Raw genomic sequence first — 19871 nt, forward strand, 5'->3', positions numbered from 1 at the left:
CACAATACCGCCTTTGATCCGGACGGGAGATCGGAAAAAGGCAGGGGGAGGACTGGATGATCCATAGACGCAACCTGCTGGGTGCGGGTGCCCTCGGCCTTGCCGGGGCGGCCGCTGCTTTCGCCAATCCGGAAAAGGCTGCAGACCTTGCTGCCCCGGCCATTGCGCGCAATCGTCGCCGCTTCAATATGGTCACTACCTGGCCCAAAGGCTTGCCCGGACTCGGCGAAGCCGCCGAGCGCGTGGCCGAGCGCATCCAGCAAATGTCAGATGGGCTGATGGAGGTGAAAGTCTTCGCGGCCGGCGAATTGGTGCCACCTTTCGAATCCTTCGACGCCGTGTCGAATGGCTCGGCGGACATGTATCATGGCGCGGAATACTACTGGACCGCCAAGTCCAGCGCCTATCCCTTCTTCACCGCCGTGCCCTTCGGCATGACGGCGCAAGAACTGATGGGGTGGATCGACTTTGGCGGCGGACAGGAACTCTGGGACGAACTCTCGGCACAATTCGGCGTCAAATCGATACAGGCAGCGAACACCGGTCACCAGATGGGCGGCTGGTTCCGCAAGGAGATCAACAGTCTGGACGATCTTGTCGGCCTGAAAATGCGCATTCCCGGCCAGGGTGGCGATGTGCTGCGCGCCCTGGGCGGATCGTCCATCGCATTGCCCGGCGGGGAGATCTATCAATCCCTCCAGACCGGCGCGATCGATGCCACCGAATGGGTCGGCCCGTGGAATGACTACTATCTCGGCTTCTATCGGGAAGCGCCTTTNTACTATGGCCCCGGCTTCCATGAGCCCGGNGCCAGCCTCGCGGTCGGCATGAACCTCCGCGTCTGGGAAGATCTCACTCCCGGCGAGCAGGCCATCATCAANGCGGCCTGCGAGAGCGTGAACCACACCTCCCTCGGCGAATTCACCTATCAGAATGCGGTGCACCTGGACCTGCTGACCCGTGAACACGGCGTACAGATGCGCAGTTTCCCGGATGAAGTTGTCAGCCGNATGGCTGAGGCGGCATGGGATGTGCGCGCGGACTCCGGGCGCGACGGAATCGAGAAGCGCATCTATGAGAGCTTCGAGGCNAGCCTGAAGCTGATGCGCGGCTGGGCCGATGTGTCCGAAGGGCCGTACTACGCCGCCCGCAATTCNAACAAATAGGCTGGGGGCACGCAGAGCATGTCACCGGATATTTTCCTGTCAGTGGGAGGTGCCATGAAATGGCTGGGCCTTGCCCTGTCGCCTATGCTCGCATTGCCGCTGCTCCTGCTGATCTGGCCTGAGCCGATAGAGCGCGCGGCCAAATGGTTGATTTCGCGCATAGACGCGATCTCTGGCTGGGCGCTGGGCGGCGCGATCGCCAGCGCCATCATACTGGTCGGCTCGCAATTGCTGGTCGTGCTGCTGCGCTATGCTTTCGGCCTTTCTTTCACCTGGCTGAACGAGATTGTCGTCTATGCCTTTGCGGCCATGTTCATGCTGGGCTCTGCCTCAGCCCTGAGAGACGACGCACATGTGCGCGTTGATATTCTTCGCCCACGTTTCGGCACGCGGGGGCGAAACTGGGTCGAGCTGGCTGGCATTTACCTCTTCCTTTTCCCGATCTGCATCCGGTTGCTGGCAATGACCGAGCAGGGCCTCGCCCGCAGCTGGGCGCTGTTCGAAGGTTCACGCGAGTCCGATGGCCTGCCCCTGCTCTTCCTGTTCAAGACGCTGCTTCCGGCCTTCGCCATCCTGATGATCACACAGGGATTGTCCGAAGCATTGAAAGCCGCTCTGCGCCTGACCGGCAAGCTCGAGGACGCCCCCGACGAAGCCCCGCATGGAGGCATCCATGGAGCTTGAAGTCATCCTTGCCATCTCGATGTTCGTCTGCGCTGTNCTGGCGCTGCTNGCGGGCTATCAGGTTGCGCTCACGCTCGGTGGTGTCGCATTGCTTTTCGCCCTCGTCGGCATCGGCATCGGCGTGTTCGACGAAGCCTTTCTCCGNAACCTGCCCAGTCGCATCCTCGGCGGCTCGATCATGCAGAACCAGACGCTGATCGCCGTTCCGCTCTTNGTGCTCATGGGCGTGATCCTTGAACGNTCCCGCGTGGCGGAAGACTTGCTGCACATTGCCAGCAGGCTGCTCGGCAAGGTGCGCGGCGGGCTTGGCTATGCCGTCGTTCTGGTCGGCGCACTGCTGGCCGCCTCAACAGGCATCGTGGGCGCGACGGTCATCACCATGACACTGATCGCCCTGCCGACCATGATCCGGCAGGGCTATGATCCGCGCCTTGCAACCGGCACNATCGCCGCCTCNGGCACGCTTGGCCAGATCATCCCGCCATCCATCGTGCTGATCCTGCTCGCCGACGCCATCTCGAACGCCGCCAGCCAGGCAAGCCAGGCAACAGGGGCNGCNGGCTCNTTNGTCGTNTCCGTGGGTGATTTGTTTGCCGGCGCGCTGATCCCCGGCCTTCTGCTGGTCGGCCTCTATCTCGGCTGGATTGCNCTGACGGCCATCCGCAAGCCNCATCGNTGCCCACCGGTTCAGGACGATGACAGCCCGCCCCTGACGGCCAGGGAGGTCGCGTTCGGCCTCGGCGCGCCCTTGCTGCTTATCATCGCTGTGCTGGGGGCAATCCTTGGGGGCGTCGCCCCACCGACAGAAGCNGCCGNCATCGGCGTTGCCGGCGCCATCCTGCTTGCTGGCCTGCGCCTTGCCGATGATAAGNATGAACAGCGCGTGTCATGGCTGCTGATAGCGGGCCTCGCCAGCGTGGTGACCATCATCGTGTTGCGCAACATGTTCGACCTGCGCACCGGCGTCGCGGAGATTGGTCTCGCAAACGAATTCGGCATCGTGCTTACGATCCTGGCGTCTATCGTGTTCTTCGCCGGTGTCGCCGCGGGTCTCATCGTGTTGCGACGGGTTCGCCAATTGTTGCCGGCACTCAAAAGCGCGACGCAGATCACCAGCATGGTGTTCCTGATCCTGATCGGGGCCTCGCTGTTCAGCCTCGTCTTCCGCGGTTATGGCGGTGACGACATCGTGGCCGATGTGCTGCACGCCATGCCCGGCGGCAAATGGGGCGCNCTGGTCATGACCATGCTGGTCATGTTCGTGCTCGGCTTCTTCCTGGACTTCATCGAGATCGTTTTCGTGGTCGTGCCGTTGGTCGCTCCGCCGCTGATCATTCTCGGCTTTGACCCGGTCTGGCTGGCCATCCTGATGGCGCTCAACCTTCAGACCAGTTTCCTGACGCCGCCCTTTGGCTTTGCCTTGTTCTATTTGCGTGGTGCGGCGCCGCCCAGCATCAAGACGATGCAAATCTGGCAGGGTGCTATCCCATTCATCATGCTTCAATTGATCCTCATCGGTCTGGTTGCNGCAATTCCCGCCTTGGCAACCTGGCTACCAGCCGTTACCGCCCGCTNNTATGGGACAAGATATCGATCCATTTCGCGCCATTTCGGTGAGTCGTCGCGCACACGACCTGAAGGCCGAGGGCCGCCGNATCCTGCATATGGAATTCGGTCAGCCCTCTACGCCAGCACCGCGCGGCGCTATCGAGAAGGCGCATGAGGTGCTCGACACCGACCCGATGGGCTATTGGGAGAGCCGTCCGCTCAAGGAACGCATCTGCCGCCACTACAAGGATGAATATGGCATCGACCTGACGCCTGGCCGCGTGACGCTGACTTGCGGCGCCTCCCCGGCGCTCGTTCTGGCCCTGTCCACGGCGTTCAATCCGGGAGACCGGATNGCCCTGGCCCGGCCGGGNTATGTTGCCTATCGCAATACGTTGCGCGCCCTGAACCTGGAGCCTGTCGAGATCGCGTGCGGGGCGGACGTGAGATTTCAGCTGACCGCTGAGGCGCTGGACGCAATTGACCCGGTACCGGCTGGCGTCATCATCGCCAGCCCCGCCAATCCGACCGGCACGATCATTCCGGCCAGCGAACTCGCCGAGCTTGCCGCTGTCGCAAAAGCNAAGAACATCCGTGTGATCTCTGACGAAATCTATCACGGGCTCAGCTATGGNCCGGACATATGTTCGNTGCTGGAGTTTTCGCCTGACGCGTACATCGTGAATTCGTTTTCGAAATACTTCTCCATGCCTGCNTGGCGCCTTGGNTGGCTTGTATCCCCGGAAGATGGCGCAGCGCGGACCAGCGCCTATGTCGGCAATCTTTTCCTGACGCCGCCTTCGCTCTCCCAACACGCCGGATTGGTCGCAATGGACAGCGCGGAAGAGCTGGATGGCCATGTCGAGGTCTATCGCAAGAACCGCGAATTGATGCTTGAAGCGCTGCCTCGGCTGGGGCTTGAGAGGATCGCTCCACCCGATGGCGCTTTCTATATCTATGCGGACATTTCCAGATACACAGACGACAGCCTCGCCTTCTGCCTGAAGCTGCTTGAGGACACCGGTATCGCCACAGCGCCCGGCGTCGATTTCGACCCGGTCGAGGGCCACAGATTCATGCGGTTCTCGTTTGCCTTGTCCACGCCTCAGATTGAGGAGGCCATCAGCCTGCTGGAACCGTGGTTCGCGGCTCAGCCGCAATCATAGTCTGCGACAGCCCCGCCATCCGGTGTGCGCTCCAGAGAGACGAAGCTGCAGCCTTCTGGCGTCGCGGCCTTTGCGGCCTCCAGCAAGGCGTCTTCGGTCGGGGCCTCAGCCACGCCGAATGTTCCATCAGACTTCACGGAGAATTTCAGCTTGAAGCCCTGGCCCTCGGCGGGTGAGGCAAAGAAGCTGTAGCCGCCACCAGCAACAGTCCGGTCAGGCAACCCGTTCCAGGTCGACGCACTCCAGCCGGAAGAAGACGCGGCGCAAGCCCCAAGGACAAGCGCCGCGCTGATCAATACATATTTCATGGTCCCACCTCCGTATCGAGAGGGCCAATCTATCCTAGAATTTGACTTCCGGCACCGTCGAAAGCGCCTCGCGGCCTTCGACGCCTACATCGAAGAAGTCGCGGCCTTCGAAATTGAACATGCCAGCCACAATGGAACCAGGGAATTGCTCGCGGGACGTGTTGTAGTCCTGAACCGCGGAATTGTAGAAACGCCGCGCGGCGGCCAGCTTGTCCTCGATGGTCGAGAGTTCGGTCTGCAGCTGCTGGAAGTTCGTGTTGGCTTTCAGGTCCGGATAGGCCTCGGCGAGCGCAAACAGCTTGCCAAGCGATGCGGTGAGCATGCCTTCGGCAGCTGACATCTCGCCGGGCGTGTTGGCGCTCTGCGCCGCGCTGCGCGCCTTGATCACCGCATCCAGTGTCTCTTTCTCGTGGGCGGCATAGCCCTTCACGGTTTCGACGAGGTTGGGGATCAAATTCTGGCGTTGCTTCAGCTGGACATCCACATCAGCAAAGGCCTGATTGACCCGCTGGCGCTTCATCACGAGGCCGTTGTAGATCAGGATGACAAAACCGGCGATCGCAACGATTGCGGCCAGAACAATTAGAATGGGGCTCATCGGGCGTCCCTCCATAAGAACCAGATTTAAAAGGGGTATCCGCGCCCGCCGTAGAGCGCAAGGGAGCGTTCGCCCCTCATGTAACGGTTTCCGTTTCCAGACCGGTCTTGAGGCGGTCGATCATGCTGACNGCCCCCNTNGCATAGTCTCCGATCCAGCGGTCATGGATATGNTTGATCGGCNAGGCNTTGAGNTAATTCCAGCGCTGGCGGCCTNCGCGGCGCACCAGGACCAGCTCCGCCTCTTCCAGCACGCCGAGATGCTGCATCACCGTGCACCGATTGAGATGACTGAAGCGCGTGCAGATTTCCCCGGTCGTCTGAGGCGTGTCACGCAGCACGTCCAGAATATCCCGCCGGATCGGCGCGGCCAGAGCCTTGAAAACAAGGTCGGTTTTATCATCGCTTGACATGTTGGTTTTTTATAACATTAATTCTGATGTGACAAGCAGCGCTGGGAGGCTGTGATGAATCTCAAATTCGAGGTGAGCGGGCGCATCAATCGCCCTGTTGAAGACGTGTTTGAGGCAGTCGCCGATCCGGCAAAACTGTCCAGCTACTTCACGACTGGCGGCGCAAAAGGACGACTCGAAACGGGCGCAACTGTTACGTGGGACTTCCATGACTTTCCCGGCGCGTTTCCTGTCCATGTGGTCGAAGTCGAACCCAACAAGCGCATCGTCCTCAAATGGGGCGGCGAGGATGGCAGCTCGGCCACGCTGGTGACGATGCGGTTTGAGCCGACGGATGATGGCCGGACAATTGTCTCCATCGCTGAAGAAGGCTGGCCATCAACTGAGGACGGACTCAAGAATTCCTACGGCAATTGCATGGGCTGGTCGCAGATGATCTGCGCCATGAAGGCCTGGGTGGAGCACGGCATCAATCTGCGAGACGGCATGTACGCCTGAGCGCCAGCTCGAACACCGAAATGCTGAGGGCTTGACCCGACCGGCTATCTGTCGCCTGCTTGCCGGGTCAGGAGACATGATATGGCATCTCAATTTCCCCTTGGAGAACACCATTACAGCCACCGGATCGGATGGTTGCGCGCGACCGTGCTCGGCGCGAATGATGGCATCCTGTCCACGGCCAGCCTGATGATCGGGGTCGCTTCAGCGGATGCGAGCCAGTCCGCGATCCTGACCGCAGGCCTTGCGGGCCTTGCCGCCGGGGCGATGTCGATGGCAGCGGGGGAGTATGTGTCTGTCTCGTCCCAGGCTGATACCGAGCAAGCCGACCTGGAAATTGAAAAGGTAGCCTTGCGGGATCATCCCGAAGCCGAACTGGTCGAACTTGCGCATATCTACATGAATCGCGGCGTCGCCAAGGACACCGCCTATGATGTGGCGCGCCAATTGATGGCGAAAGATGCGCTGGAGGCACATGCCCGCGACGAGTTGGGCATCAACGAGATTGTCACCGCACGCCCCGTCCAGGCCGCTGTCAGTTCTGCCGTCAGCTTCTCGGCGGGCGCGATCCTGCCTCTCTTGGCCGGGGTCGCCGCGCCATCTGGCCTCGTGACGCCGGTCGTCGCCATCGTGTCGCTGCTGGCGCTCGTCCTTCTCGGCATATTGTCAGCGAAGGCAGGCGGCGCGCACAAGCTGAAGGCCGTCGTGCGGATTGTCTTCTGGGGCACTGCGGCCATGCTGGTCACCGGCCTGATCGGCGCGGCGTTTGGCACAATCGTCTAGGCCGCGCACTGCTTCACGCCGGGCAAGCGCTTTACAAATCTGTTCAAGTGGTTAGCTGCTAGAAGGACAGGAAACGACAGGATTACGTAGACGACACTCATGACGGATGCAGGCAGACTCGCTCGAATGATTTCAGACGCTCGCCGCGTGATGATTTTCACTGGCGCAGGCATCTCGACCGAAAGCGGCATTCCGGATTTCCGCAGCCCTGGCGGGGTGTGGAGCAAGATGTCCCCCATCTATTTTCAGGACTTCGTCTCGTCTCGTGAAGCGCGGCGAGAATCCTGGAACCGCGTGTTCAACCGCACCGAAGGCTGGACCGGCGCGAAACCGAATGTCGGCCATTTTGCAATTGCTGACCTCGTGAAGAGCGGCAAGGTTTCTTCCGTGGTCACACAGAATGTCGACAACCTTCATCAGGATTCCGGCGTGCCGGATGACAAGGTGATCGAGATCCACGGCAATGCGAGCTATGGCAAATGCCTTCAATGCGGCAAGCGATATGAATTCGAAACACTCAAGGCGCGCTGGGAGAATGATGAAGATCTTACCTGCATCTTCTGCACCGGCCTGATCAAGAATGCGACGATTTCCTTTGGCCAGGCCATGCCGGAAGACAAGATGCTGCAGGCCAGCGAAGAGGCCCTGCTCTGCGACCTCGTGATCGTGCTCGGATCGTCGCTTGTCGTGTATCCGGCGTCCGCCATCCCCATGGAGGCCAAACGCAACGGCGCCAAGATGGTGATCATCAACCGCGAACCTACCGATCAGGATCCGTTTGCTGACCTCGTCCTCCACACAGAGATCGGCCCCCTGATGACCGACACAATGGCGCTGTTGGAAAAGTAGCTAGCCGTTGAACGTTCCGCTGCGTGGGAAGCCCTTCGGAACCGTCTTGCCGGCCTGTGAGCGTTTGCCGATCCATTCTTCCCATTCCGGGAAGGCACGGTGGCGACCACCGGTCATGACAATCAGGCCATCGCGCTTGTCGAAGGTCATCAGGTCTTTCAGNGTGTGCTTGCCGCTATAGGATTGCAGCTTGTTGCCCTTGCCGCGTGCCATCTCCGGCAGCTCGTCCAGCGGGAAGATCAGCAATTTGCGATTTGATCCGACCACGGCCAGCATGTCGCCTTCAACCGGCGTGCAGACNGTCAATTTGCCCTTACCCGTGTTTACCGCCTGCTTGCCGGCTTTCCGGTTGGACTCCAGTTCCTTTTCCTCGACCACGAAGCCATAGCCTTCGGTCGATGCGACAACGCGTTTGCGCTCCGGCTCAAACCGGAACATGGCGACGATGTCGACACTGTCTTCCAGATCGATTGACAGGCGGATCGGCTCGCCATGCCCGCGCCCGCCAGGCAGCTTGTCTGCCGGCAAGGTGAACGCGCGGCCATCCGACGCCATCAAGATGATCTTGTCCGTGCTCATCACCTCTTCAGCGAGATAGAGCGCATCGCCATCCTTGAACTTGGCGGATTCCGGATCGAGGCCATGCCCCTTCATNCCGCGGATCCAGCCCTGCTGGGACAGCACAATCGTCAGCGGCTCCTTCGGCAGGGNGGCTTCAAGCGCGGCGGCGAGATCAACTTCCGCGACTTCCCCGAACGTCGCACGGCGGCGGCCAAGCCCGGACTCCGGATCGAACGCATCGCGCGCTTCCTTCAGCTCCTTGGACACCTTGCTCCATTGGCGACGCGTGGAGCCGATCAGCTTGGTCAGCTCTTCGCGCTCTTTCATCAGGCGGTCATGCTCGCCGCGAATTTCCATTTCCTCCAGCTTGCGCAATGCCCGCAAACGGAGATTGAGGATCGCTTCAGCCTGCGTGTCNGTCAGGTTGAAGGTCGACATGAGAACCTCTTTTGGTTCGTCCTCATACCGAATGATCCGGATCACCTCATCAATATTGAGATAGGCGATCAGGTAACCATCGAGCAGGTGCAGGCGCTTCTCGATCTTGTCGAGGCGGAATTCCGCACGGCGCACCACGACTTCGCGCCGGTGGTCCAGATAGGCTTGCAAAACGTCCTTCAGGCCCATTACCTGAGGCGCGCCCTTGTGCAGGACGTTCATGTTCAGGCTGAAGCGCGTTTCAAGATCGCAGACCTTGTAAAGGCTTTCCATCAGCACTTCCGGCTCAACCGTCTTGGAGCGCGGCACCAGCACAAGCCGCACATCCTCNGCGCTCTCATCGCGCACATCGTCCAGAAGCGGCAGTTTCTTGGCTTCGATCAACTCGCCCAGCTTCTCAAGCAGGCGGGATTTCTGCACCTGATACGGGATCTCGGTCACGACGATCTGATAGGTGCCCCGGCCTGTGTCCTCGACTTCCCAGCGCGCCCGCATGCGGAAGCTGCCCCGNCCGGTCTCATAGGCCTGGATCATCGCTTCCNNGGTCTCGACGATGATGCCGCCCGTCGGGAAATCAGGCCCCTTCACGAANTCCATCAATTCTTCGGTCGTGGCTTTCGGCTTCTCGATCAGAAGCCGTGCCGCATCAATCAATTCCGCCGCATTATGAGGTGGAATCGACGTCGCCATGCCGACCGCGATGCCGCTCGCACCATTGGCCAGCAGGTTCGGGAAACCGGCAGGCAGAACGACCGGCTCTTCATCATTCTCGGCATAATTGGCGCGGAAATCGACCGCGTTCTCGTTGAGGCCATCCAGCAGCAACTCGGCGGCAACCGTCATCCGCGCTTCGGTATAACGATAGGCAGCGGCGCTATCACCGTCGATATTGCCGAAATTGCCCTGTCCATCGACCAGCGGATAGCGGACGGTGAAATCCTGTGCGAGGCGCACCAGCGTGTCATAGATCGAGCTGTCGCCATGCGGGTGGAANTTACCCATCACGTCGCCGACGATCTTGGCGCACTTGCGATAGCCGCCTTCAGGGTCGAGCTTCAGGACACGCATACCATACAGGATACGGCGCTGGACGGGCTTCAGGCCGTCGCGCACATCCGGCAAGGCCCGGGCAGTAATCGTCGAGAGCGCATAGGCGAGATAGCGCTTGGAAAGCGCCTCGCTCATCGGCTCGTTGATGATCCGGTCTTCCGGCGTGCCGTCAATCAAATCGGACATTCTGGCCTCATTGCAGTTCGTGCCACATTCTGGTGCAGGCCCTTGATTAAAGTCAGCGACTCACGGGCCGGAGCACGTTAACACAAACGAGACTTTGGTTAAGGAAAGGAAAAGGGCACAGCTGCAGATGAATGCAATCAAGGCATGGATCATCCTGATTGGCGTACCCGTGCTGTGCGTTCTGACATTCTTCTGGCTCGCCCCGCCGCGCCACAACCCCTTTGCCCCGATTGACCTGACCGAGCCACCTGGCATGGGCACATGGCACAAGCTGACACGCGCCAAGAAGAACCGGGAACTCTGCTTCACCGCGCTGGACNAGGCGGGCGTGCTGTATACGCCACTGGAAGATCAGGACATGGCCGGCAGTTGCGGCCTCTATGATGCGCTGACACTGGACCAGACACTCACGCCGTACTCTGCCACCTTGCGCATGACGTGCGCTCAGGCNGCTGCGCTGTATACNTGGGAGCGTCATGTCGCCCGCCCCGCNGCGGTGGAGATCCTCGGCTCACCCATTGCGCGGGTGGAAACCTATGGCAGCTTTTCCTGTCGTAACATTGCTGGCACGGGGCGCATGTCCCAGCACGGGCTCGGCAATGCAATCGACATTGCNGGGTTTCGGCTGGANGATGGTCGCCACATCAATGTGAAAACCCATTGGGATGGCGGCGGNGCCGAACAGAAATTCCTGCGCCGCCTGCATGAAGGCGCNTGTGACCTGTTCTCNGTGACGCTGGGGCCTGAATACAATGCCGCCCATGCCGATCATTTTCATCTCGACATGGGCGGGGGAAAAGTGTGCCGGTGACCTAATCAGTCAAGGCATTTGAAGCCGTCTTCGTTGACTTCCTTTACGCGGCCCTCGCCGCCACAGACNCGCAGCGCGGTCTCGGTATTNTCATAGATCGCNTCGCGACCATGTTCATCTGCATCAACATGGATACAGCCCGCCAGTCCCAAAGTGGCAATGGCGGTTGCGGCAAACAGTGTTTTCTTCATGGCATCAGCCTTTTTCATTCGCACGGAACGCCCCATTCCTCACGCGCTACCTAGCACACTGGAAAATGAATGGCTTCTGAACATGGCAGTCTAGGACTGGCGCGATTTCAGGATACGNCCCACNAGCCGCGTGCGCTCTGGCGGCATGCCGCGATTAAGCCCGCCGAACANCCGCTCTTCCATGAAATATCCTGTCAGCGTCAGCCCGTCTGCAATGTCGTCTGGCGCGACGTGGGCAGTGGGCGTTGTCAGGAAAAGAGGCAGGCGCAGCAGGCGGTCGACANATTCTTCGGCTTCNGACCCGCGCACGGCGCGCCCTGTCTTCGGCGACACATGGGTCAAGCCATCATTCGCGCCAGACAGCGCGCACTCATCCAGATCCANCCCAAAGCCNAGGGCAGACAGAAGGCCGAGCTCCCAACGCACATAGAGCGCNGGCCAGATTTCCCGCGCCTCGATCTGGTCGAGCAGCAATTCCGTCGCATCAAACAGGGCAGAGCCCGCAGCGTCGCCCTCATCTAGCCCGCCGCGCAATATGGCCGTAATCGCGGAGATGGCGGCAAGTGCCGCCGGATCGTCCAGCACGCGCGCGGCGCGCTCGCGGCTCGCCTCTGCCACGTCAAAGCGCCCGAGCGAGTCCTCCAGACGGCCTGTCCAGCTAAGCGAAACAGAGTTCCCGGCTTCGTATTGCGCCCGGCGCTTGCGGGATGATCCGCCATAGACAAGGCCNGANCGNCGNCCGCGTGTACGGGTCAGAACATCGAGGATGAGGCCACCTTCCCCGAAACGGCGACCGCCGAGGATTATGCCGTCATCGGACCAGTTCAAACATCAAACTCCAGGCCCAACCCCTGATAGCTCTCGCGGCGCTCTTGCCAGCGCTCATCGACTTTGACGAACAGGAACAGATGCACCTTCCGCCCCAGCATCTCGGACAATTCCTCGCGCGCCTTGCGGCCAACATCCTTGATGGCCGCGCCGCCTTTACCCAGCACCATGGATTTGTGGTTTTCCCGCCCGACGATCACAACCTGCTGCACACGGACAGACCCATCCTTGCGCTCTTCCCAGCTCTCGGTCTCGACCATCAGCTGATACGGCAGCTCCTGATGCAGTCGCAGCATCAACTTCTCGCGCGTCACTTCCGCCGCCAGCAGGCGCATCGGCAAGTCTGCGATTTGATCTGGCGGATAAAGCGCCGGGCCTTCGGGCATGCGCGCTGCGACCGCTTTTTCCAGCGCCTCCACACCGTCGCCATTCTCGGCCGAGATCATGAAGATCTCATCATAGACACCCGTCTCGTTCAGCTCCGCGATGATCGGCAGGATCTGGTCGTGCGGGAATAGGTCAATCTTGTTCAGCGCCAGAAACGCCTTGCGACCGCTTTGTTTCAATTGCTCGATTACGCGCCGGTCGTCTTCGAGAGACTTCTTCTGCGCACCGTCCACCTTGTTTTCACGCTCTGCAACCCAAGCCGACGCATCGATCAGGTGCACGATGGCATCCGCGTCTTCTGCGCCGCTCCAGGCCGCCTTGACCATAGCACGGTCAAGCCGCCGCTTCGCAGCGAAGATCCCGGGCGTATCAACCAGCACGATCTGGGTGCCGTCCAGCTGCGCCACGCCGCGCACGGGAAAGCGCGTTGTCTGCACCTTGTGGGTCACGATGGCGACCTTGGTGCCGACAAGGCGATTGGTCAGAGTGGACTTGCCGGCATTCGGCGCGCCGATGATGGCGGCAAATCCGGCACGGGTGATGGGGATATCTGTCATTTCGGTTCGGTCAGACTTTTCAGAAGGAGGGCCGCAGCATTACGCTCAGCATCGCGCTTTGACGAGCCCACCGCAACAGCGCTGCCCCGGTTATCGACTCGCACCTGGATTTCATAGGTCGGCGCATGATCCGGGCCGGAGCGGTTGAGCACGTCATAATCCGGCAGTGGCAGGCCCTGCCCCTGCGCCCATTCCTGCAGCAGCGTCTTGGGGTCCTTGGCTTCTGCCAATGGTGCCTGAAACTGTGGGGCCCAGCCTTTTTCGATGAATTTTCGCGCAGTGGACAGCCCGGCATCAAGATAGATCGCGCCGATGATCGCCTCGCATGCGTCGCCAAGGGTCGACTCTCGCTCGCGCCCGCCGGAAGCAATCTCTCCATCCGACATGATGAGAAATTTCGACAGCCCCAGATGGCGCATCGCCTCGGCGCAGGCGCCCTTCTTCACAAATCCATTGAGACGCGGGGCAAGATCGCCTTCACTCTCAAGGCGCCGGCGATCAATCAACCGGTCCGCGATAACCAGATTCAACACACGGTCGCCCAGGAATTCCAGGCGCTGATTGGAAAGCCGCACAGAGTCTGCCGAGGATACCGCACTTGGATGCGTCAGGGCCCGGATCAATGTGTCAGGTGTCTTGAACTTGTGGCCAAGGATCGCCTCGACAGATTTCAGGTCTGCGTCTGTCAGGGACGGCTGATTGGCCTTTCCCTTGCTGCGCAGGCGCGTGCGTTTCGGACGGGTTGGGGTCATGGCTTCTGCACCGGAAGTGCTTCGATGATCACCTGGGCCTCAGCCCAGGGGTGATCGTCCGTGATCGTCAAATGGATAACCGCTTCATGACCTTCCGGAACCATTGTGGCGAGCCGCTCGGCCGCACCGCCCGTCAGCGCCAGCGTCGGCTTTCCCGTCGGCAGGTTCACCACGCCCAGATGTTTCCAGTGTACCCCGCGGCGCGGCACGCCCGTGCCCAGCGCCTTGGCGCAGGCTTCCTTCGCGGCGAACCGCTTGGCATAGGTCTCCGCCGTACGGCGACGCCGCCGTGCAAGCGCAATCTCTGTTTCCGTGAAGACCCGGTTCTCGAACCGTTCGCCATAGCGCTCGAGCGTCTTCTCGATCCGCTCGATATTGCAAAGATCATTCCCGATACCGATGATCATGCGTCAGCCTTGTCTCTGGCTTCGTCCATCAGGCGCCGCATCTCCTTGATCGCCGCGTCCAGACCAATGAAGATAGCCTCACCAATCAGGAAGTGGCCGATATTGAGCTCTGCGATTTCCGGAATGGCAGCCACCGGACCGACATTCTCGAAGGTCAGGCCATGACCGGCATGGGGCTCGACACCGCGCTTGCGCGCTTCTGCGGCGGCAATCTTCAGACGCTCCAGCTCCGGCGCTGCGGCTTCCAACCCACCTTCGATCCAGAGTTCGGCATATTTCCCGGTGTGCAACTCTACCACAGGCGCCTGCAGGACTTCCGCCACCGCAATCTGGACGGGGTCTGGCTCAATGAAGAGTGATACACGCGCGCCGGACTCATTCAGTCGACGAACCACAGGTGCAATCTGGTTGTGCAGGCCGGCCACATCCAGGCCGCCTTCGGTGGTGCGCTCTTCGCGCTTTTCCGGAACGATACAGGCGGCATGCGGACGAAAACGACAGGCGATATCCGTCATTTCTTCCGTGGCTGCCATCTCCAAATTGATCGGCAGGCTGGACGCGGCGCGGATGGCCTCCAGATCGCCATCGCGAATATGTCGGCGATCCTCGCGCAGATGGATCGTGATGCCGTCGGCCCCGGCTGCCGCTGCGATTTCCGCCGCCCGCATGGGGTCTGGATGATCCCCGCCGCGCGCGTTGCGAATGGTCGCAACGTGATCAATGTTCACACCCAGACGAAGCCGGTCTGCCATCAGGCAAGGCCCCGCGAGCCAGGCTTGACCGCCTCAATCGCCGCGAGGTCTGGCGGCAAATCATTGGCGTCATAGTCGGGGAAATCCACCGCCGCGAGCGAGACCAGCTTGCAGCCGACATCGGCGCGGCCATTCGAACGGTCAATGACGCAAGCGCCACCGACGACCTCACCGGGCAGCTTGTCCAGCGCCTCGACCGTCTCGCGGAACGACAAGCCCGTGGTCACAATGTCTTCAGCGATCAGGACGCGCTCACCCTCCGCAATCGAGAAGCCCCGGCGGAACTGAAGCTGGCCATCGACCCGCTCAGCAAAGATCGAGCGAGCGCCCAACTGGCGCGCCAGCTCATAGCCTGGAATAATGCCACCGACGGCCGGCCCGGCGACCACATCAATCTTGCCAAACTCTGCCGTCAGCTTTTCTGCCAGCGCCTTGCACAGCTTTTCCGACAGGTCAGGCTGCGAAAACACCAGCGCCTTCTGAAGGAATACCGGGCTGCGGCGACCGGATGACAGGATGAAATGCCCCTCCAGCAAAGCCCCGGCCTCGCGGAATACGTTCAGCACATCATCATTCGTCATCTTCGCCCTCCTGGTCGCGAACTGCCCGGTCGACCACCGCGATCGACCGGAGCGCGGCCAGTATCTGCGTCAGGCGCTTCAGGTCTTCAACCTCAATTTCCATCAGGATCTCGGTAAAATCCTCATGACGGTCGACAGTGTGGATGCTGGTGATGTTTCCACCGGCCTGAGCCACAGCTGCGCACAGCTTCGCCAACACGCCGCGTTCGTTCGAGGCATTGATGCGAATCCGGCCAATCGCAATTGCTCCGGTCCGCGCCAATTCCGTCCAGCGCAGGTCGACCCACAGGTCTGGCTTGTCGTCATATTCAGCCAGTTTCGGGCAACTCGCGACGTGTACGACAATGCCTTGTCCCGGCTCATGAACCCCCATAATCCGGTCGCCTGGCAATGGGCAGCAGCATTTGCCCAGATGCAGGGTGACACCCGGCGACAAATCATTGCCAGACACCATCAGCGGCGTGTGCTCGCTGTCCATGCGCACCTTGCTCGGGTCATCCTCGCGTTCGGGGCGATAGCCCGGAAACGCCGCCACGATCACATCGTTCGAAGAGATGCGCCCGCGCCCAAGCGCCTCGGCCATTTCTTCAAGGTTTTCGAACCCGGCGAGGCGTGCCGTATGGTTCATCTTCACATCAACCGGATCAATCCCGGCACGGCGCAACGCCATGTTGATCAGGCCCTGGCCGAGACGGCGGAATTCGGTTGTTTCCTTATCGCGCACCAGCTTCCGCATGGCAGAGCGCGCCCGTCCGGTAATGGCCAGCGCCTCCCAGCCGTGGATGGCCTGTGGGGCCTTGCCCCGGATGACCTCGACAACATCGCCATTCTTCAATGGACGGCGCAGCGGCTTGATCTCACCATTGATCTTCGCGCCGACGCATGTGTCGCCGACAGCCGAGTGGACCGCATAGGCGAAGTCCAGCGGCATCGCGCCGGCCGGCAGGATAATCAACTTGCCCTTCGGCGTGAACGCGAACACGTGCTCGCGATACATCTCCAGCTTGGCGTGTTCCATGAACTCGCTCGGATCGCCGCCATCCTGAATGAGCTCGGCGAACGCTTCCAGATTGGCTGCGGGGTCTAGTCCTGCCGCGCGCGCAGAATCGACATCAAACCCATAGGAATGATTCTTGTAGCCCCAATGCGCTGCGACGCCGAACTCGGCCGTGCGGTCCATCTCTTCGGTGCGGATCTGCAACTCCACTCGGCGATTGCCGGACGCGCGCACAGTGGTGTGAAGGCTCGCATAGCCGTTTGGTTTCGGCACCGAGATATAGTCCCGAAACCGATCCGGAATGCAGGCCCAGAGCGCGTGAACCTTGCCCAGCACACGGTAGCAATCCTCAACCGAGCTGACGATCACACGGAATGCGAACAGATCGGCCACATCCCTGAAAGAAATGGATTTCTTCTCCAGCTTCCGCCACAGCGAATAGGGCTGTTTCTTCCGGCCCTTGATCCGGCAGGCAATGCCGGACTCTTCCATCAGCTCCTGCAGCGCTTCGCGGATACGTTCCAGGTCACCCGCATTTTCCAGCGCCAGCTCTTCCTGTCGGTACAGAATGGCCCGACGCGCTTCGGGATTGAGTTCCTGGAACGCCAGATCCTCCATTTCGGCAGCGATCTGGTACAGGCCAACCCGGCGCGCCAGCGGCCCGTAAATGTCCATCGTTTCGCGCGCGGTCCGCTCCCGGCTCGATGCCTTCTTGCGGAAGTGCAGGGTGCGCATGTTGTGCAGACGATCGGCCAGTTTCACCAGCAGGACACGAATGTCGCTGGTGGTCGCCAGGATGAATTTCTGGAAGTTTTCGGCCTGCGCCAATTCCTTCGAGCTGTATTCCAGCTTATCAAGCTTGGTAACGCCATCGACGAGTTCGGCGACATCTGCGCCGAACCGCACTTCGACATCACCGATGTCAATTTCGGTATCCTCGACCACATCGTGCAGCAGGCCGGCGACGATCGTGATCTCGTCCAGCTTCACATCGGCCAGCAGGCTGGCGACCTCGACGGGGTGGGAATAGTACGCGTCTCCGGAATCGCGCATCTGCTCGCCATGATGTTTCTTGGCGAAATCGTAGGCGGCGCCCAGCAGCTCGGACTTCACCCGCGGATGATAGGCCCTGACTTTTGAAATCAGCTGCGCGCGAGTAAGTACTTCGCGCGGCTCAGGTTTTTCTGCAGCCGTTGTTTCTGCGCCAGCCGTGTCGCCAGCCCCTTCATCCTTTGCGGAAAGGGTGCTGCCGTCCATTGGGCCTCCTACAGCCGGTCGTCCCGTCCGGACTCCAGCTCAGCCTGATAGGCGCGCATGACGTCTTCTTCGGTCGCAGCAGGTGCGGACTCCAGAGCCATACGGTCTGCTTCGCGCTCGTTCTCTTCGCCTGGGCGAATGTCCTGAAGGTTGGAGATCAGCGCTTCCTTGACCACTTTCAGGTCAACCGACTCATCGGCAATCTCGCGCAGGGAGACGACTGGATCCTTGTCATTGTCGCGGTCCACGGTGATCGGCGAACCTTCGCGGATCATGCGGGAACGGTGTGCGGCAAGCAGGACGAGCTCGAAGCGGTTTGGAACCTTATCGACGCAGTCTTCAACGGTAACGCGGGCCATGAGCAGATTATCTCCTTTGGACCGCCCCTTATATGCAGCGCAGCACAGCGGCGCAACCCGGCGATTGCCGTTGTATGCAGGGATTTTAGCCCCCTTCACAGCGCGCAAAAGGCGGTTAGGCTGAATCCTATATAAACACAGGGGTCAAAACTCATGCTTCGCACTGCTGCCATCTCCTCATTCGCTCTCGCGCTGGTTGCCTGCGGGAATGGAAACGACTCGACCGAAACGCCTCAAACGCTCGCCTCGGATACCGGATCAGAAGCCAGCCCCGCGACAGATGGCGACACCCCGGCGACACCCGCCGCAGCAGTGAATGCCGCAATGCCCAAGGCCGACGCGGAACTGATCGAAATCTACAAAAAGCTCCACGCCAATCCGGAGCTGTCCTTCAAGGAAGCCAAGTCTGCCGCCCTGATGGCATCGGAGTTGGAGAATCTTGGCTTCGAGGTGACCACCGGCATCGGCCAGGACTGGGTCGTCGACAAGGCGATGAAGGACGTCGGCGAAGTGAAGGACGGCGTTGGCGGCCATGGCGTGGTTGGCGTGTTGCGCAATGGCGACGGGCCTACGGTGATGATCCGCGCCGACATGGACGCCCTGCCCGTGCCGGACCAGACCGGCTTCCCATTCGCCTCTGAAGTCGTCTCAACGACCTGGACCGGCGTTGAAAGCCCGGTGATGCACGCCTGCGGTCACGACATCCACATGACCAGCTGGATCGGCACGGCGCGCGCCCTCGCCGCCCGCAAGGACGAATGGAGTGGCACGCTGGTCATGATTGCCCAACCTGCTGAAGAGATCGGTCTTGGCGCTCAGGCCATGCTGGCCGATGGCCTCTACAGCCGCTTTCCTCAGCCGGACTACAACCTTGCCCTGCACGTTTCCGCGTCTGCGCCAGCAGGCACGGTCGTCTACACGAAGGGGTATGCGATGGCGAACGTCGACAGCGTGGACATAACGGTGAAAGGTGTCGGCGGACATGGCGCCTACCCGCACACCACGCGGGATCCTGTGCTCGTCGCGTCGCATATTGTCGTCGCACTGCAAAGTCTCGTCTCACGCAACACGAACCCCCAGGATTCTGCCGTTGTCACCGTCGGCTCCTTCAAGGCCGGGGCGAAGCACAACATCATCTCCGATGAAGCGACCCTGTTGCTCACCGTGCGCTCCTATGACGACTCGACGCGACAAATGCTGCTCGATGGCATTGAGCGCATCGCCAAGGCGCAGGCCGACGCGTTCGGCGCACCGGAACCCATCATCAAGGTCGAGCAGGACTACACACCATCGCTGTTCAACAATGCCGACCTGGCCGACAAGGCGATGACAGCGGTGGCCGACGCGATTGGCAGCGACAATGTGAAAGAAGTCCAACCCGTCATGGGCGGCGAAGATTTCAGCCAGTTCGGCCGCACGGAAGAGAACATTCCTGGTCTCCTGTTCTGGGTCGGCGCAGTTTCGCCTGACAAATACCAGGCCTCACAGGACAGTTCCCTACCCCTGCCCTCGCTGCATTCGCCGTTTTTCGCGCCAGACTATGACCCCACCATCGCAACGGGCGTTGAGGCCATGACAGCGGCGGCGTTGGAGCTGTTCGACGAAAGCTGACGTGGCGTTCACACGAGTTTGAACTTGCCCGAGCGAGCCGAAAGCGCTAAACCCCCTTTTGCTCAGACTGCGCATAAGCTTCAAGTTTCTGTCGCACGAGCTCCTGTCTCCGGACGTTTGAAGGTCAATTCCCT

21 protein-coding genes are annotated in these 19871 nt (G+C 60.7%); 9 read left to right on the forward strand and 12 right to left on the reverse strand.

All coding sequences use genetic code 11. From position 1 onward, the window contains the following. Positions 1 to 56: 56 nt before the first annotated feature. The 4 genes from CBB91_RS09835 to CBB91_RS09850 all read left to right on the forward strand — a co-directional run bounded on the left by CBB91_RS09835 (position 57) and on the right by CBB91_RS09850 (position 4564). Entirely contained in the window at positions 57 to 1166 is a 1110-nt protein-coding gene (locus tag CBB91_RS09835) for a TRAP transporter substrate-binding protein (RefSeq protein ID WP_273013859.1), read from the forward strand. A gap of 18 nt (positions 1167 to 1184) precedes the next feature. Continuing rightward, positions 1185 to 1850 (forward strand): TRAP transporter small permease subunit, encoded by a 666-nt coding sequence (locus CBB91_RS09840; protein ID WP_273013861.1) that lies wholly within the window; start codon positions 1185 to 1187, stop codon positions 1848 to 1850. Continuing rightward, positions 1840 to 3573, forward strand: coding sequence for a TRAP transporter large permease subunit (locus CBB91_RS09845; RefSeq protein WP_273013862.1), 1734 nt, complete (start codon positions 1840 to 1842; stop codon positions 3571 to 3573). Before CBB91_RS09840 ends, CBB91_RS09845 begins: the two co-directional genes overlap by 11 nt. Beyond that, positions 3515 to 4564 (forward strand): aminotransferase class I/II-fold pyridoxal phosphate-dependent enzyme, encoded by a 1050-nt coding sequence (locus CBB91_RS09850; RefSeq protein ID WP_273013864.1) that lies wholly within the window; start codon positions 3515 to 3517, stop codon positions 4562 to 4564. Before CBB91_RS09845 ends, CBB91_RS09850 begins: the two co-directional genes overlap by 59 nt. Here CBB91_RS09850 and CBB91_RS09855 read toward each other — a convergent pair. The 3 genes from CBB91_RS09855 to CBB91_RS09865 form a co-directional block, all read right to left on the reverse strand. Further along, positions 4549 to 4872 carry a hypothetical protein gene (locus CBB91_RS09855; protein WP_035553165.1) on the reverse strand — a complete coding sequence of 108 codons (324 nt, stop codon included), beginning with the start codon at positions 4870 to 4872 and terminating at the stop codon, positions 4549 to 4551. The two genes, CBB91_RS09850 and CBB91_RS09855, sit on opposite strands and share 16 nt — an antisense overlap. 34 nt (positions 4873 to 4906) lie before the next feature. Next, complete coding sequence (locus CBB91_RS09860; RefSeq protein WP_035553163.1) at positions 4907 to 5470, reverse strand: LemA family protein; 564 nt, start codon at positions 5468 to 5470, stop codon at positions 4907 to 4909. A 76-nt stretch (positions 5471 to 5546) separates the two neighbouring features. After that, entirely contained in the window at positions 5547 to 5882 is a 336-nt protein-coding gene (locus tag CBB91_RS09865; RefSeq protein ID WP_273013866.1) for a helix-turn-helix domain-containing protein, read from the reverse strand. Positions 5883 to 5936: 54 nt separating this feature from the next. On the opposite strand from CBB91_RS09865, the gene CBB91_RS09870 reads away from it, so the two are divergent. The 3 genes from CBB91_RS09870 to CBB91_RS09880 all read left to right on the forward strand — a co-directional run bounded on the left by CBB91_RS09870 (position 5937) and on the right by CBB91_RS09880 (position 8012). Further along, entirely contained in the window at positions 5937 to 6380 is a 444-nt protein-coding gene (locus CBB91_RS09870) for an SRPBCC family protein (RefSeq protein WP_273013868.1), read from the forward strand. 81 nt (positions 6381 to 6461) lie between these two features. After that, positions 6462 to 7163: a VIT family protein gene (locus tag CBB91_RS09875; RefSeq protein ID WP_273013869.1), complete on the forward strand. Its 702-nt coding sequence runs from the start codon at positions 6462 to 6464 to the stop codon at positions 7161 to 7163. A gap of 126 nt (positions 7164 to 7289) precedes the next feature. After that, a complete protein-coding gene (locus tag CBB91_RS09880; protein ID WP_273013871.1) occupies positions 7290 to 8012 on the forward strand; it encodes a Sir2 family NAD-dependent protein deacetylase in 723 nt (240 codons plus the stop codon). Here the strand turns inward: CBB91_RS09880 and parC are convergent, their stop codons facing one another. Then, a complete protein-coding gene (gene parC, locus CBB91_RS09885) occupies positions 8013 to 10247 on the reverse strand; it encodes a DNA topoisomerase IV subunit A (protein WP_273013873.1) in 2235 nt (744 codons plus the stop codon). A gap of 127 nt (positions 10248 to 10374) precedes the next feature. On the opposite strand from parC, the gene CBB91_RS09890 reads away from it, so the two are divergent. Continuing rightward, positions 10375 to 11058 (forward strand): extensin family protein, encoded by a 684-nt coding sequence (locus CBB91_RS09890; protein WP_273013875.1) that lies wholly within the window; start codon positions 10375 to 10377, stop codon positions 11056 to 11058. A 281-nt stretch (positions 11059 to 11339) separates the two neighbouring features. On the opposite strand, the gene recO is transcribed toward CBB91_RS09890, so the two are convergent. Genes recO through rpoZ form a run of 8 tightly spaced genes read right to left on the reverse strand, consistent with a single transcriptional unit; the run spans position 11340 to position 18126 of the window. Next, positions 11340 to 12077 carry a DNA repair protein RecO gene (recO, locus tag CBB91_RS09895; RefSeq protein ID WP_273013877.1) on the reverse strand — a complete coding sequence of 246 codons (738 nt, stop codon included), beginning with the start codon at positions 12075 to 12077 and terminating at the stop codon, positions 11340 to 11342. Continuing rightward, positions 12074 to 13021, reverse strand: coding sequence for a GTPase Era (gene era / locus CBB91_RS09900; protein WP_035553134.1), 948 nt, complete (start codon positions 13019 to 13021; stop codon positions 12074 to 12076). Before era ends, recO begins: the two co-directional genes overlap by 4 nt. Further along, positions 13018 to 13773, reverse strand: a complete 756-nt coding sequence (rnc, locus tag CBB91_RS09905) for a ribonuclease III (protein WP_273013879.1) — start codon at positions 13771 to 13773, stop codon at positions 13018 to 13020. The genes era and rnc overlap by 4 nt, the downstream gene beginning before the upstream one ends. After that, positions 13770 to 14180 (reverse strand): holo-ACP synthase, encoded by a 411-nt coding sequence (gene acpS / locus CBB91_RS09910; protein ID WP_035553132.1) that lies wholly within the window; start codon positions 14178 to 14180, stop codon positions 13770 to 13772. The genes rnc and acpS overlap by 4 nt, the downstream gene beginning before the upstream one ends. Next, positions 14177 to 14932 carry a pyridoxine 5'-phosphate synthase gene (locus tag CBB91_RS09915; protein ID WP_035553130.1) on the reverse strand — a complete coding sequence of 252 codons (756 nt, stop codon included), beginning with the start codon at positions 14930 to 14932 and terminating at the stop codon, positions 14177 to 14179. The genes acpS and CBB91_RS09915 overlap by 4 nt, the downstream gene beginning before the upstream one ends. Continuing rightward, positions 14932 to 15513 (reverse strand): orotate phosphoribosyltransferase, encoded by a 582-nt coding sequence (pyrE, locus tag CBB91_RS09920; protein WP_273013881.1) that lies wholly within the window; start codon positions 15511 to 15513, stop codon positions 14932 to 14934. The genes CBB91_RS09915 and pyrE overlap by 1 nt, the downstream gene beginning before the upstream one ends. Then, positions 15503 to 17767, reverse strand: a complete 2265-nt coding sequence (locus CBB91_RS09925; protein ID WP_035553125.1) for a bifunctional (p)ppGpp synthetase/guanosine-3',5'-bis(diphosphate) 3'-pyrophosphohydrolase — start codon at positions 17765 to 17767, stop codon at positions 15503 to 15505. Before CBB91_RS09925 ends, pyrE begins: the two co-directional genes overlap by 11 nt. A gap of 8 nt (positions 17768 to 17775) precedes the next feature. Beyond that, a complete protein-coding gene (gene rpoZ / locus CBB91_RS09930; protein WP_035553123.1) occupies positions 17776 to 18126 on the reverse strand; it encodes a DNA-directed RNA polymerase subunit omega in 351 nt (116 codons plus the stop codon). Positions 18127 to 18279: 153 nt separating this feature from the next. Here rpoZ and CBB91_RS09935 point away from each other — a divergent pair, with 153 nt between their 5' ends. Then, positions 18280 to 19737, forward strand: coding sequence for an amidohydrolase (locus CBB91_RS09935; protein WP_273013883.1), 1458 nt, complete (start codon positions 18280 to 18282; stop codon positions 19735 to 19737). Positions 19738 to 19871: the final 134 nt, after the last annotated feature.

The sequence above is a fragment of the Hyphomonas sp. TMED31 genome (assembly GCF_002172815.1).
Classification (GTDB): Bacteria; Pseudomonadota; Alphaproteobacteria; order Caulobacterales; family Hyphomonadaceae; genus Hyphomonas; species Hyphomonas atlantica.

What these genes read in the sequence shown, in the direction of transcription:
- CBB91_RS09840 (WP_273013861.1), top strand. Translation starts at nt 1,185, where the DNA reads ATGTCACCGGATATTTTCCTGTCAGTGGGAGGTGCCATGAAATGGCTG.
- CBB91_RS09855 (WP_035553165.1), bottom strand. Translation starts at nt 4,872, where the DNA reads ATGAAATATGTATTGATCAGCGCGGCGCTTGTCCTTGGGGCTTGCGCC.
- CBB91_RS09860 (WP_035553163.1), bottom strand. Translation starts at nt 5,470, where the DNA reads ATGAGCCCCATTCTAATTGTTCTGGCCGCAATCGTTGCGATCGCCGGT.
- CBB91_RS09870 (WP_273013868.1), top strand. Translation starts at nt 5,937, where the DNA reads ATGAATCTCAAATTCGAGGTGAGCGGGCGCATCAATCGCCCTGTTGAA.
- CBB91_RS09875 (WP_273013869.1), top strand. Translation starts at nt 6,462, where the DNA reads ATGGCATCTCAATTTCCCCTTGGAGAACACCATTACAGCCACCGGATC.
- CBB91_RS09880 (WP_273013871.1), top strand. Translation starts at nt 7,290, where the DNA reads ATGATTTCAGACGCTCGCCGCGTGATGATTTTCACTGGCGCAGGCATC.
- era (WP_035553134.1), bottom strand. Translation starts at nt 13,021, where the DNA reads ATGACAGATATCCCCATCACCCGTGCCGGATTTGCCGCCATCATCGGC.
- rnc (WP_273013879.1), bottom strand. Translation starts at nt 13,773, where the DNA reads ATGACCCCAACCCGTCCGAAACGCACGCGCCTGCGCAGCAAGGGAAAG.
- acpS (WP_035553132.1), bottom strand. Translation starts at nt 14,180, where the DNA reads ATGATCATCGGTATCGGGAATGATCTTTGCAATATCGAGCGGATCGAG.
- CBB91_RS09915 (WP_035553130.1), bottom strand. Translation starts at nt 14,932, where the DNA reads ATGGCAGACCGGCTTCGTCTGGGTGTGAACATTGATCACGTTGCGACC.
- pyrE (WP_273013881.1), bottom strand. Translation starts at nt 15,513, where the DNA reads ATGACGAATGATGATGTGCTGAACGTATTCCGCGAGGCCGGGGCTTTG.
- CBB91_RS09925 (WP_035553125.1), bottom strand. Translation starts at nt 17,767, where the DNA reads ATGGACGGCAGCACCCTTTCCGCAAAGGATGAAGGGGCTGGCGACACG.
- rpoZ (WP_035553123.1), bottom strand. Translation starts at nt 18,126, where the DNA reads ATGGCCCGCGTTACCGTTGAAGACTGCGTCGATAAGGTTCCAAACCGC.
- CBB91_RS09935 (WP_273013883.1), top strand. Translation starts at nt 18,280, where the DNA reads ATGCTTCGCACTGCTGCCATCTCCTCATTCGCTCTCGCGCTGGTTGCC.